Source organism: Pseudomonas sp. H11T01 (genome assembly GCF_048515765.1).
Classification (GTDB): domain Bacteria; phylum Pseudomonadota; class Gammaproteobacteria; order Pseudomonadales; family Pseudomonadaceae; genus Aquipseudomonas.
In genome coordinates this window covers 1-11,733 of record NZ_JBLYED010000036.1, presented here as the reverse complement: position 1 = coordinate 11,733, position 11,733 = coordinate 1, and the positions used below count along the sequence as shown (strand labels likewise).

General features: G+C 58.2%; 13 protein-coding genes. 10 read left to right on the top strand and 3 right to left on the bottom strand.

Annotated features, from left to right (window positions below; translation table 11 throughout):
- Positions 1 to 10 precede the first annotated feature (10 nt).
- Positions 11 to 454: a response regulator gene (locus tag ACN1C3_RS29975; protein WP_419119335.1), complete on the bottom strand. Its 444-nt coding sequence runs from the start codon at positions 452 to 454 to the stop codon at positions 11 to 13.
- A gap of 245 nt (positions 455 to 699) precedes the next feature.
- Here ACN1C3_RS29975 and ACN1C3_RS29970 point away from each other — a divergent pair, with 245 nt between their 5' ends.
- From ACN1C3_RS29970 to ACN1C3_RS29945, 6 genes are all read left to right on the top strand, one after another.
- Complete coding sequence (locus ACN1C3_RS29970) at positions 700 to 2,640, top strand: putative nucleotidyltransferase substrate binding domain-containing protein (protein ID WP_419119334.1); 1,941 nt, start codon at positions 700 to 702, stop codon at positions 2,638 to 2,640.
- Complete coding sequence (locus ACN1C3_RS29965) at positions 2,637 to 3,344, top strand: PolC-type DNA polymerase III (RefSeq protein WP_419119333.1); 708 nt, start codon at positions 2,637 to 2,639, stop codon at positions 3,342 to 3,344. The genes ACN1C3_RS29970 and ACN1C3_RS29965 overlap by 4 nt, the downstream gene beginning before the upstream one ends.
- Before the next feature lie 340 nt (positions 3,345 to 3,684).
- Positions 3,685 to 4,056: a DUF6124 family protein gene (locus ACN1C3_RS29960; RefSeq protein ID WP_419119332.1), complete on the top strand. Its 372-nt coding sequence runs from the start codon at positions 3,685 to 3,687 to the stop codon at positions 4,054 to 4,056.
- Positions 4,057 to 4,218: 162 nt separating this feature from the next.
- On the top strand, positions 4,219 to 4,848 hold the full coding sequence (locus tag ACN1C3_RS29955) for a glutathione S-transferase (RefSeq protein ID WP_419119331.1): 630 nt from the start codon (positions 4,219 to 4,221) through the stop codon (positions 4,846 to 4,848).
- Between the two features lie 250 nt (positions 4,849 to 5,098).
- Positions 5,099 to 6,181 (top strand): RHS repeat-associated core domain-containing protein, encoded by a 1,083-nt coding sequence (locus ACN1C3_RS29950; protein WP_419119330.1) that lies wholly within the window; start codon positions 5,099 to 5,101, stop codon positions 6,179 to 6,181.
- 188 nt (positions 6,182 to 6,369) lie between these two features.
- Positions 6,370 to 7,413 (top strand): RHS repeat-associated core domain-containing protein, encoded by a 1,044-nt coding sequence (locus tag ACN1C3_RS29945; RefSeq protein ID WP_419119329.1) that lies wholly within the window; start codon positions 6,370 to 6,372, stop codon positions 7,411 to 7,413.
- Positions 7,414 to 7,443: 30 nt separating this feature from the next.
- On the opposite strand, the gene ACN1C3_RS29940 is transcribed toward ACN1C3_RS29945, so the two are convergent.
- Both ACN1C3_RS29940 and ACN1C3_RS29935 read right to left on the bottom strand, forming a co-directional pair.
- The gene (locus tag ACN1C3_RS29940; RefSeq protein ID WP_419119328.1) at positions 7,444 to 7,950 is read right to left on the bottom strand and encodes an ATP-dependent zinc protease; all 507 of its coding nucleotides are present in this window, start codon (positions 7,948 to 7,950) and stop codon (positions 7,444 to 7,446) included.
- Positions 7,951 to 8,151: 201 nt separating this feature from the next.
- Positions 8,152 to 8,706: a DUF2780 domain-containing protein gene (locus ACN1C3_RS29935; protein ID WP_419119327.1), complete on the bottom strand. Its 555-nt coding sequence runs from the start codon at positions 8,704 to 8,706 to the stop codon at positions 8,152 to 8,154.
- 237 nt (positions 8,707 to 8,943) lie between these two features.
- On the opposite strand from ACN1C3_RS29935, the gene ACN1C3_RS29930 reads away from it, so the two are divergent.
- The 4 genes from ACN1C3_RS29930 (at position 8,944) to ACN1C3_RS29915 (ending at position 11,624) form a co-directional block, all read left to right on the top strand.
- On the top strand, positions 8,944 to 9,537 hold the full coding sequence (locus tag ACN1C3_RS29930; RefSeq protein ID WP_419119326.1) for a fasciclin domain-containing protein: 594 nt from the start codon (positions 8,944 to 8,946) through the stop codon (positions 9,535 to 9,537).
- A 55-nt stretch (positions 9,538 to 9,592) separates the two neighbouring features.
- Entirely contained in the window at positions 9,593 to 10,237 is a 645-nt protein-coding gene (locus tag ACN1C3_RS29925; RefSeq protein WP_419119325.1) for an RNA polymerase sigma factor, read from the top strand.
- Complete coding sequence (locus tag ACN1C3_RS29920) at positions 10,234 to 10,908, top strand: anti-sigma factor (protein WP_419119324.1); 675 nt, start codon at positions 10,234 to 10,236, stop codon at positions 10,906 to 10,908. Before ACN1C3_RS29925 ends, ACN1C3_RS29920 begins: the two co-directional genes overlap by 4 nt.
- Positions 10,909 to 11,453: 545 nt before the next feature.
- Positions 11,454 to 11,624 carry a hypothetical protein gene (locus ACN1C3_RS29915; protein ID WP_419119384.1) on the top strand — a complete coding sequence of 57 codons (171 nt, stop codon included), beginning with the start codon at positions 11,454 to 11,456 and terminating at the stop codon, positions 11,622 to 11,624.
- Positions 11,625 to 11,733 lie beyond the last annotated feature (109 nt).

Sequence of the window (11,733 nt, the reverse complement as noted above, 5' to 3'; positions counted from 1 at the left end):
GGTAGAGAACCTACACCACCCCCAACTCATGCCTCACCAACGCCAGTAACTTCGTGGCATCGATCGGTTTGAGCAGGAAATCCACCACGCTCAAATGCATGGCGGCGATAGCATCGCGGACATCCGCGTCCCCGGAAATGATGATGATCGGCAGCGCCGCCCGCTCCGAATCGCGCACCTTGCGTATCAAATCCAGGCCATTGCACGGTGCCATCCGCAGATCGGTAATGAGCAAGCCTATCGATTTACTCGAATTCAATATTTCCAGCGCGGCTTTGCCGCTGGCCGCAGTGACGCAGCGAATGCCATCCAAACCAAGAATTTCCGCCAACAGCTCACGCGCGTCCTTATCGTCATCGGCGATCAACACGCGCTGCGGCGGCAGATCCGGTTCCAGCATGACGGCGCTCAGCGCCTCACGCTCGGCATCACTCAAAATATCGTGGTCGGTCATACGCTTCTCTACATTTTCAAATCATTCCCCTAGCACAGTGGTCTGACATCGCTAAGCCAGCCTCCAATGTGCACTTCGTCGGATAATTTTCCAAGAGGGGTTACGAAAGGTTTTTCGCACTGATTGCGTAAGACATCTGCGCCTGGTGCACCGGCTACATAGACTTACGTCCAATGGGCACCCTGCGCGCAGGGGCCGACCATGGCTGATGATCCGACCACAACAATTCAAAAAAGACTGCAGTAATGGTTATGAGTAAAGCGGATGCCTTCACCCAGGCAGGGAAAACCGCAGTGTTGCAGAACATCCACGGCACCCTGCAATTCCTTCAGCGGTTCCCGCCGTTCAATCAAATGGAAAACGCTCACCTGGCTTACCTGGTCGAGCAATGCCAACTGCGTTTTTACGCCCCGGGCGAAAGCATCATCAAACCCGCCGACGGGCCGGTTGAGCACTTTTACATCGTCAAACAGGGGCGAGTGGTCGGTGAGCGCCCGCACACCGCCAAGGGGGGTACCGAAACCACCTTTGAAATCTCGACCGGCGAGTGCTTTCCTCTGGCCGCCCTGCTCGGCGAACGCGCGACCCGCACCGAACACCTGGCAGCTGAAGACACCTTCTGCCTGCAACTGAACAAGCTGGCCTTTATCAAGCTGTTTGCGCTGTCCAGCCCGTTTCGCGACTTTGCCCTGCGCGGGGTCAGCAGCCTGCTTGATCGGGTTAACCAACAGGTTCAGCAAAAAGCCGTGGAAACCCTCGGCACCCAGTATTCGCTCAACACCCGTCTGGGCGAGCTAGCCATGCGCCATCCGGTGTCCTGCAGCCCCCTCACGCCGTTGCGTGAGGCGGTAACCCTGATGCACGAGCAGCAGGTCGGCAGCATCGTGGTGGTCGATGAGCAAAAAGCCCCCATCGGCATTTTCACCTTGCGCGACCTGCGCCAGGTGGTCGCCGATGGCACCCACGATTTCAACCAGAGCATCGAACGGCACATGACTCAGGCGCCGTTCTCCCTCACACCCGATCACAGCGCCTTCGATGCGGCGATTGCCATGACCGAGCGGCATATCGCCCACGTCTGCCTGGTCAAGGATCAGCGCCTGTGCGGCGTGGTCTCGGAGCGGGACCTGTTTTCCCTGCAGCGGGTCGATCTGGTGCACCTGGCGCGGACCATCCGCAATGCGCCTCGGGTGGAAAACCTGGTGGCGATCCGTGGTGAGATCGGCCAATTGGTGGAATGCATGCTCGCCCACGGTGCGTCGTCGACCCAGATCACCCATATCATCACCCTGCTCAACGACCATACCGTGTGCCGGGTTATCGAACTGACCCTCGCTGAAAAAGGCGACCCCGGCGTACCGTTCAGTTGGCTGTGTTTTGGCAGCGAAGGCCGTCGCGAGCAAACGCTGCATACCGATCAGGACAACGGCATCCTCTTCGAAGCGAGAGACGCTGCCCACGCCGCCGAAATCCGCGGCAAGCTGCTGCCGTTGGCGCAGCAGATCAACCAGAGCCTGGCGCTGTGCGGTTTCACCCTGTGCAAGGGCAACATCATGGCCGGCAACCCCGAGTTGTGCCTGTCCCGCGCCGAATGGGCCCGGCGTTTCGCCGCGTTTATCCGTGAAGCGACGCCGGAGAACCTGCTGGGTTCGAGTATTTATTTCGATTTACGGGTGGTCTGGGGCGATGAGCAAGGCTGTGAGCAATTGCGCCGCAGCATTCTCGATCAGGTCGCTGACAACCGTCTATTCCAACGCATGATGGCGGAAAACGCCTTGCGCCAACGGCCACCGGTGGGGCGTTTCCGCGAATTTGTGCTGGCCAGGAAAAATGGCGAAAAGGCCACTCTCGATCTGAAAGTCCAGGGCCTGACACCGTTCGTCGACGGCGCCCGGCTGCTGGCGTTGGCCAACGGCATTGAAGCCAACAACACCCTGGAACGCTTGCGCCAACTGGTGGCCAAGGAGGTTATCGAACGGCTGGACGGCGCCGCCTATGAAGAGGCCTATCACTTTATTCAGCAGACCCGTATGCAGCAGCATCAGCTGCAAACCCGCGAGAATCTGCCCTACTCCAACCGGGTCGATCCCGACAGCCTCAACCACCTGGATCGGCGAATCCTGCGTGAATCCCTGCGTCAGGCCCAACGCCTGCAAAGCAGCCTGACGCTGCGGTATCAGCTATGAGCCTGTTCTCCTGGCTACGCCCCAATAGCCCGACGCTGACCGCCGAGCAGCAACAACGACTGGAGAGCCTGGAGGTCGCCCCACACTTAAGCGAATGCAGCCTGCGCGAGCAGCGCTGGGTGGTGCTCGATCTGGAAACCACGGGGCTTAACTTGAACAAGGATCTGGTGCTATCGATCGGCGCGGTGGTGATCGACGATGGCGCTATCGATTTCAGCCAGCAATTCGAGCGAACCCTGCAGCGCATTGATCACAAGCTCAGCCCCAGCGTACTGATTCACGGTCTGGGCCCCAGCGCCATCGCCGCCGGGAGCGATCCGGTTGAAGCCTTGCTGGACTTCATGGAATTCGTCGGCGACAGCCCGTTGCTGGCCTTTCATGCGCCATTCGACCAGCACATGCTCGGGCGCGCCCTGAAAGACAGCTTGGGTTATCGCATGCAGCATCCGTTTCTCGATGTCGCGGAAATGGCGCCGCTGCTCTGCCCTCAGGCGCACATCCGTGAAGCCGGGCTGGATGACTGGATCGAGCATTTCAAACTGCACGTCGGCGAGCGCCATCACGCCAGCGCCGACGCCCTGGCCACCGCCGAACTGGCGCTGATCCTGTTCAGCCGCGCACGGCAACAGCAGATTCACAGCCCGTTGAATCTGCAACAGCGGCTGAGCCAGTGGAAGCGTCGCAAGCAGGTGCATTCGTTTTAGAAAGCGACGCGATCCCCGGGGGCGCCTTCCATTGACTACACCACCTTGCGCCACTGCCTACACATCCGCCAGAATCCCCCCGCTTGTGCGCCTTGCCTCACGCCACTAAGGTTCTCCAGTCGCTGCCCATCAGCGATCGGGTTTAGTCGCCCGTTGTAGTTAAGGTGTATCAAGCTTCTATCAGTTAGGTATCTCCCTATACCTGCACTTGATGGTGGCTGTGCGCAGGGCGCCCTCGGGCGCGCCGGTTTCTTAGCTCATCGGTCGACTAACCTGCGTACAGCTGCCACCCTTTCGTTTAGTCGCGAACTGGTTGCAGCCTCACCTAGAGAGCTAAGCCATGTTCAAAGTAACCCCCAATCCGCCCGAAACCCCAAACGTATCGCCCTGCGACACCCTCGATTCGAAAAAACTCCACCAGGCCGCACACCGGGCCCTCGATCACTACCTGCGCCCACCGCCATCGGACAAGCCGCGCGCCAGCAGCGACCGTCCACCGCAAATCTTCACCGTCGCCCCGGACATCAATCCCGAAGCCTTGCTGGCCCACACCTACGAAACCTTTTGCTCGGCCAGCATCCTGACGTTGGATTTGTCCGATGACCTGGAAGGCAAACACCGCAACCTCGCGCTGGCGATTTATAGCCTCATGGAGTTGGGGTTGTTGTTGGTCGAAAAGGTGCTCGATCGCGAGCATTCGGTGAAGGTGTAGGCCAGTAGAGCAAGCGCGTCCGCGTCGATCGCGGGCGCGCCAGAGTTGAAGGACTTTGGTGCCAGTGGCGCCGAGCCTGTGGCGAGAGGGTTTCCCCTCGCCAGCCACCCCGGAAATGACTAGGCTAACCCCCCTGCGCCTTAATCACCGCCGAGGAAAGCCATGTCCACCCCCAGCATGACCTTGTTCCACAACCCGGCCTCGCCTTACGTTCGTAAAGTGATGGTGCTGCTTCACGAAACCGGTCAACTGAACCGCGTGGCGCTGCAAAACAGCCAACTCAGCCCGGTCAGCCCGGACACCGCCCTCAATCAGGACAACCCGCTGGGCAAAATCCCGGCCCTGCGCCTGGCCGACGGTAATGTGCTGCACGACAGCCGAGTGATCCTCGATTACCTCGACCACCAGCACGTCGGCAACCCGCTGATCCCCCGCGACGGCTCGGCCCGCTGGCGGCGCCTGACCCTGGCCTCGATGGCCGACGGGATCATGGACGCCTCGGTGCTGGTGAGATATGAAGTCGCCCTGCGCGCCCCGGAAAAACATTGGGACGAATGGCTCGACGCCCAACGCGACAAAATCCGCCGCACCCTGGCCGTGCTAGAGGCCGACGCGATCGCCGAACTCACCTGCCACTTCGACGTCGCCGCCATCAGCGTGGCCTGCGCCCTCGGTTACCTGGACTTCCGCCACCCGGACCTGAACTGGCGTGAAGCCAATCCAAAACTCAGCGGTTGGTATGCAGAGGTCAGCCAGCGGCCGTCGATGCTGGAGACACAACCTCCAGTTTGAATATGCGGTGACTGATCGTTCCCACGCTCCCGCGTGGGAATGCAGCCCGTGACGCTCTGCGTCACATGCAAGAGCGGACGCAGAGCGTCCAGTGAGGCATTCCCACGCAGAGCGTGGGAACGATCTATCCCTTTGCGGCGCGTGGGAACGATCAAAGCCCAAAACCCTAGCAGTTCTGCTAGTAGGCAACGCCTGAAAAAAAACCGATGCTGAGGGTCTGGATTTTCAGACCTTGCATGGAGCTCAGTCGATGCCTGTTTCCCCTCGCGAAACCGTATTGTGTCGCTACCACTACGACCCACTGGACCGCTTGGCCGACTGCGCGCTATCCGCTCAGGCCGATATCCAGCGCTTCTATTGCAAAAGTCGCTTGGCTACCGAAATACAAGGCGCGGTGCAAACCAGCGTCTTCCAGCACGACGACCAGTTATTGGCGCAACAGCAGCGCCAGGACGCTAAGGTCAACACCACCCTGCTGGCGACCGATCAACAACGCTCGGTATTGAACGCGATCCACGCGACTCAGCCTCATCCCATCGCCTACACGCCCTACGGCCATCGTCCACTGGGGAACGGTTTGCTCAGCTTGCTCGGGTTCAACGGCGAACGGCCGGATCCGGTGACTGGGCATTATCATTTGGGTAATGGCTATCGGCAGTTCAATCCGGTGTTGATGCGGTTTAACAGTCCGGACAGCTGGAGTCCGTTTGGGGAGGGGGGGTTGAATGCGTATGGGTATGTGGGGGGGGAACCAATTACTGGTCGAGACCCTACAGGACATGCGGGTATCTGGGGAAAGCTGAAATATATTGGAAAAATATTAGGATTGAGGACTTCAGCCCGCTCAACAACGGAGGTGACGACGACTATGGGCCAAAAATCCACTTCGAGGGCCGGAAGCACGAGCAATCTGCTTTCCCCGAACAGTTCATCTCTGGATGAAATACCCAAAGGATCGAAAGCACTACCGGATCCCCACGGGAGTCCACCACCCTATAGTAGACACGCGTCATCGTCGTCACTTCCAGCCGACTCATGGGGTAGCCCGCCTGCATATAAGAAATTTGAGAACCCCAACCTCGCCAAAAAAAGTGGCCCTTTAAGATCATATGAAGAGGGCTTCAACCGTGCCATAGAGAATGCCAAAACAATCACCATACCTAACAACAAATCCTTTTCCACCAAGAAGTATAAAAAACTTACAGCAGCTCAAGATGAGTTGAATTTGTTCTACACACAAGACAACCCAACACCGAAACAACGAATACAACGGGACAATAACTTTATCTACTTATCTAAAAACGCCCAAAAAATCAGGGGCGCTCAGAGGTAGTAAGCCGCAATGACAACAATGACAGCGAACAAGGCTGTCGTTGAGCGGCTTCTCGCCCACCCAAAAGATCACAACAGTGGGCTACTGTTATAGCGAAAAGATACCTAGCAGTTCTGCTAGTTGGCAAAAACTGAAAAAGCTCCGATGCTGAAGGTCCGGATTCTTGGACCTTGCACGGAGCTCAGTCGATGCCTGCTTCCCCTCGCGAAACCGTATTGTGTCGCTACCACTACGACCCGCTAGATCGCTTGGCTGATTGCGCGCTATCCGCTCAGGCCGATATCCAGCGGTTCTACTGCAAAAGTCGCCTGGCCACCGAGATACAGGGCGCCGTGCAAACCAGTATTTTCCAACACGACGACCAGCTGTTGGCGCAACTCCAGCGCCAGGACGCCAAGGTCGACACCACCCTGCTGGCGACCGATCAACAACGTTCGGTATTGAACGCGCTCGACGCGACTCAGCCTCATCCCCTCGCCTACACCCCCTACGGCCACCGCCCGCCGGAAAACGGCTTGCTCAGCCTGCTCGGCTTCAACGGCGAACGGCCGGATCCGGTGACCGGGCATTATCATTTGGGTAATGGGTATCGGCAGTTCAATCCGGTGTTGATGCGCTTCAACAGCCCGGACAGTTGGAGTCCGTTTGGAGAGGGTGGGTTGAATGCGTATGGGTATTGTGTAGGGGATCCAGTAAATACGAGAGATCCTACGGGGCACACTCCCACCATTCTGAAGTATATATTTAGAAAATTAGGATTCATGGATCTTCCCAGCATAAAATTTACTGAACAGCGACTAGCTAAAGCTCAAAAAAACACTTTAGCAAACATACACACGGCGTATGCAAAAGACAAAACACCTAAAGACCAATATTTGGCACTATTGAAGCTAGACAAGACGCGCCAGATTGATACTGCGAGGCTTTTAAAAAACCCAGAATTGACTAGTGGTAGAACAAAAACTTTCACTAAGCTAGAAACAGGAAAATTTGTATCAACCAGAGAGCACTACTCTTATTTAACATTGGCCCATCACTCAACAACTCCAACCTCCCCCGTACCTGAGAGAGTGTCTAGATATACCTTCTCGGCTCCGGAATTTCATGAGATCGAGAGGATTGTGCCCGAGCCCTCTGGTGGCTGGAAAAAAGTAGACGAGATAAGAATGCCGGAGCGAACGACTCTATGGAGTCGTCGCGGTTCGGCTGGAACAACTCAACGCGCTCCGTAGCTATGAAAGCCGGATTGATTACATGGTTTTTTAACAATCCGGCTTATCCGCCGTAAACCGTCTTGCCGGATTCACCGCCGCGCCAAACTCTCGCAACGCCTTCGCACCAATCAGCAACGGATAATTAAAGCTGCTACGGTCGGTCAAGTTGACCTCCACAGTACGCTTGACGCTACCCAGGCACATTTCCAACTCGACCACCGGGCGCTTGGTGACTTCACTCACGCCCCCTTCTTCGTCTGCTTCATCGGCGCGGCTTTTGATTTTGCTGATGCGTGCGATTTTGTGCTCATAGACCTTGTTGCTCGCGCCTTTGGTCGCTAGACGGAAACGCACCCAGTTTTCGCCGTCGCGGGTAAAGGTCTCGATGTCCTTGGCCGACAGCGAGGCCGTCAGGGCGCCGGTGTCCATTTTGGCCTTGAGGGTTTCACCGCCGATTTCCGGCAGCTTAATGTTTTCATAGCGACCGTATAAGGTCGGCTCCGCGGCCATGACCGGCAGGGCCAGGAGAGATAACAGAACAAGGACGGATTTCACGGTGGGAGGGTTCCTTGGGGAAATGGGGCAATGACGTCGAATTCTAGACCGCGAAAAACAGTGTTAGTTAGATCGTTCACTCCGGCGTGGGAACGATCAGGAAAACCACCCTACCCAACCCAACGTGAAACATTCGTCAGTGCAGCAGCATTGGATTCCTCGCCCGAAGCTACTGATCATGGCGCGCCGAGCGTCGTTGAATCAGCTACCAGTGCCCCAAATTCCGCCCAGGCTTTGCAGCAGCGAACCGCCAACGCCCTGTTGACCGAAGTATTGCAGGATCACCGGGGCAAACAGGCCGATCATCCCGCTGTCCATGCCCAGAGCGCTGAAAGCGTTGTTCAGGTCATTGGTGTCTTTCACATTGCCCATCAAGCCATTGAGCATTGAAGACTGGCCGGACTGGCCCAACAGCCCACCCAAGCCACCGAGCCCGCCCAAGGCGTTATTGCCCGAAAGCAGATCCAGGCCCGGCACGCTTTGGCTCAATTGCGAGAAGTCGTTTGTGCTCAGCCGATTCTTCGCCAGCCCGAGCATCGCGCCGGCTCCGCCGAGCGCCTGCTCCGGAGAGATGTCGAGCTGAGAACCGAGCGTATTGAGCAAATCGGGCGCCCCCGCGTCAGCCCCATCATCACTCTGATTGTCTTGCGCACCGGAAACTGCGTTGGCCACATCGCTCAGGTTGAAGGCCGCGAAGACCGGGCCTGTCGCCAGGGTCATGAGCAAAGCCAGTGCAATACCGCGAGAAACCTTCATCGAGACAACCTCTTGAGCCATGAAAACCACCCAGCAATGGACGGCGCAAAACAGTCCGTTGGACTGACCTGGCCGGGGATTGTTCCCAGCGTGAGGTGCGTTATGGCGGTCAGTCGTCAGGCCCTCTTAAATCCAGTCGAAAAAATGTCCCGCGCACTGCATCCAGTCGCCACCGGCCGACGTATATCAAGCACGGACAGACACTCCTGGCCGATTCTCCCCATAAGGATCATCACCATGAAACGTATCTCGATTAAAACTCCGTTGATCGCCAGCCTGCTGACCCTGGCCCTTTCCAGCACCTTGGCCCTGACCACCGCACACGCGGCAGACATGAGCCACGACAGCGTAACGGTCGGCGGCCAGAGCATGATGCCGAGCAAAGACATCATCGATAACGCCGTCAACTCAGCTGATCACACCACCCTCGTCGCCGCCGTGAAAGCCGCAGGATTAGTCGACACCCTCAAAGGCAAAGGCCCATTCACCGTGTTCGCGCCGGTCAACTCGGCGTTCGCCGCCCTGCCCGCCGGCACCGTCGACAGCCTGCTCAAACCGGAAAACAAAGCCACCCTGACCCACATCCTCACCTACCACGTGGTGCCCGGTAAGCTCGACATGATGGAGTTGAGCAAACGCATCAAGGCCGGTGGCGGCAAGGCCGAACTGACCACCGTCAGCGGCGGCAAGCTGTGGATCATGATGAACGGCCCGCACAACATCGTGCTCAAGGATGAAAAAGGCACCACCGCCGACATCACCACCTACGACGTGAACCAGTCCAACGGCGTGATTCAGGTCATCGACAAAGTGCTGCTGCCAAAAAGCTGAGCACTAACGCCGGCCCTGTGCATCAGGGCCGGCGTTGGCCTTGGGGGACCTGCCCGTGAATGGAACAACGGCGCACCGTGAACTAACCTCTGCCTGCAACCGGCACTGCACGCAACCCACCGCCGCCACCTCGATTGCCTGGAGAACCGTCATTTCCACCGACGACGCCGATCAACTCAGACAGCTTCTGGCCCAGTGTTCACTCGGCGACCGTCGCGCGTTTGAAACCCTTTACCGCTGCGTTGCCCCGCGTTTGCACGGCGTGGCGTTGCGCTTTATGGGGCGTCGCGACTTGGCCGAAGACGTACTGCAAGAGAGCTTCGTGCGGATCTGGAACAACGCCTCACGCTACCAGGCGCACTTGTCGGCACCCCTGACCTGGATGATCAACATCACCCGCAATCAGGCCATCGACCAGTTACGCAAACATCGCGACCGGCCTTTGAGCGATTTTGAGGAGCAGGCGCTGGTCGATGAAGCCCCGTCGGCCCATGAGCTGTTGAGCAGTACGCGCGAGGCCAGTGCCTTGAAACGCTGCCTGGAAAACCTCGACGGCATGCAGCGCCAATCGATCACCGTCGCCTACTTTCAGGGGTTGTCGTGCGCTGAGCTGGCCGAACAGTTGGCCGCGCCATTGGGCTCGGTCAAATCCTGGATTCGTCGCGGTATGGAGCGCCTGCGCAGGTGCCTTGAATCATGAACTATCAAACCCCCCGCCTGCGCCGCGCGCTGGCCGCCGATTACGCCATTGGCCTGATGCCCGCCGCTGCCCGCCGGCGCTTCGAACAGCTATTGCTGGAGGACGCCGCCCTGCGCGGCGAACTGGCCCAATGGCAGGAAAGCCTGACCAGCCTGAACGAACCGTTGGTTGAAGAGCCGGTGCCGGATCGTGTGTGGCAAGCCATCACGGCGCGGATTGAGCCGCAACAATTGCATGTGCCCGAGAAACGCTCGTTCTGGAATTGGCTGCGTGTTACGGCGGCGGTGTGCTCGCTGGTGGTGGCTGTTGCCCTGGGCATTCTCTACAACCGGGACGACGCTCGTTACAGCGCCACCCTGCTCAGCGCCACCGAGCAACCTGCGTTGCGGATCAAGGCCCATGACGACTACCTGCAAGTCGAGCCGCTGACCCTGGCGGCTCTGGAGCCTGGGCGGAGTCTGGAACTGTGGGCCATTGGACCTGACGGCAAACCGATCTCCCTCGGCGTATTGCCGGCCGGCGGTAAAGGTCGGATTAACCTGAACGAAGAGCAGCAAGCCTTGCTCGACACGCCGATTGCGCTGGCGGTCAGCCTTGAGCCACAAGGCGGCTCGCCAACCGGGCAACCGACCGGACCGGTGTTGTATCAGGGGCAGTTGGCGGCGTTGTAAAAACCTTTTGGAGGTATTTGGAGGTAGTTGTCAGTTAAGCAATGGGCGTCCCCAAAAGATCGCAGCCTGCGGCAGCTCCTACGGGGGATTGGCGCACATCCGTAGGAGCTGCCGCAGGCTGCGATCTTGGCGATCTCGCCCGCCCCGAAAGTTTTGGGTTTACGTCGAGCACTGTGCATTTCTCATAACTGACCGGCAGCCCCCTCGCCACAGGGGCTTGTGCTCGACTCAGGTCTTACACCTTTCTCGGAAATCCCCTCACGCTCACGCCTTGCACCGTTTGGAGCATGAAGCTTATAGTCCGCCCGTCGCCCACATGGCGAACGGGTTTGGCGACCTGACGAATAAAACGGTCAAAAGCTTACTGCTTCTTTGGCAGGATCTTTTGCACCCGCAAAGCTGCGTTATGGCGGCTGTGCGTGGGAGACCTTCGGGTCTGCCGGTTTTTTCCGTTTGTTCCCGGTTCGCCAACCTGCGTACAGCTGCCACCCTTTCGTTTGGCGACGATTGAGTGGCGGCCCTAACCGAACTGCGGAGTTTTACCCATGAATCGCTATATGCCCATCACCGGAATCGACAACGACTTCCACGCCCTGCTCATCGACACCCAAGCCCCACTTGACGTACTTCACGACACCGCCGCCTACCGCATCCGCGCCGTCACCCAACTGCTGGAAAACCTCGCCATGCGCGAAGAGATCGTAAGCGCTCCATGAACCCCACATTCAAAGCCGCCACCTGATCCCCGATGCTGTGCTCCCGATTCTTTTCCGGAGCCCGCACCTCATGATGCGTCCCGACGCCAAAGTCGAAAAAGTCTATCTC

Excerpts from the sequence above, each read along its gene's own strand:
- ACN1C3_RS29970 (WP_419119334.1), top strand. The coding sequence starts at position 700 with ATGGTTATGAGTAAAGCGGATGCCTTCACCCAGGCAGGGAAAACCGCA.
- ACN1C3_RS29975 (WP_419119335.1), bottom strand. The coding sequence starts at position 454 with ATGACCGACCACGATATTTTGAGTGATGCCGAGCGTGAGGCGCTGAGC.
- ACN1C3_RS29945 (WP_419119329.1), top strand. The coding sequence starts at position 6,370 with ATGCCTGCTTCCCCTCGCGAAACCGTATTGTGTCGCTACCACTACGAC.
- ACN1C3_RS29965 (WP_419119333.1), top strand. The coding sequence starts at position 2,637 with ATGAGCCTGTTCTCCTGGCTACGCCCCAATAGCCCGACGCTGACCGCC.
- ACN1C3_RS29960 (WP_419119332.1), top strand. The coding sequence starts at position 3,685 with ATGTTCAAAGTAACCCCCAATCCGCCCGAAACCCCAAACGTATCGCCC.
- ACN1C3_RS29950 (WP_419119330.1), top strand. The coding sequence starts at position 5,099 with ATGCCTGTTTCCCCTCGCGAAACCGTATTGTGTCGCTACCACTACGAC.
- ACN1C3_RS29955 (WP_419119331.1), top strand. The coding sequence starts at position 4,219 with ATGTCCACCCCCAGCATGACCTTGTTCCACAACCCGGCCTCGCCTTAC.
- ACN1C3_RS29935 (WP_419119327.1), bottom strand. The coding sequence starts at position 8,706 with ATGAAGGTTTCTCGCGGTATTGCACTGGCTTTGCTCATGACCCTGGCG.
- ACN1C3_RS29930 (WP_419119326.1), top strand. The coding sequence starts at position 8,944 with ATGAAACGTATCTCGATTAAAACTCCGTTGATCGCCAGCCTGCTGACC.
- ACN1C3_RS29920 (WP_419119324.1), top strand. The coding sequence starts at position 10,234 with ATGAACTATCAAACCCCCCGCCTGCGCCGCGCGCTGGCCGCCGATTAC.
- ACN1C3_RS29915 (WP_419119384.1), top strand. The coding sequence starts at position 11,454 with ATGAATCGCTATATGCCCATCACCGGAATCGACAACGACTTCCACGCC.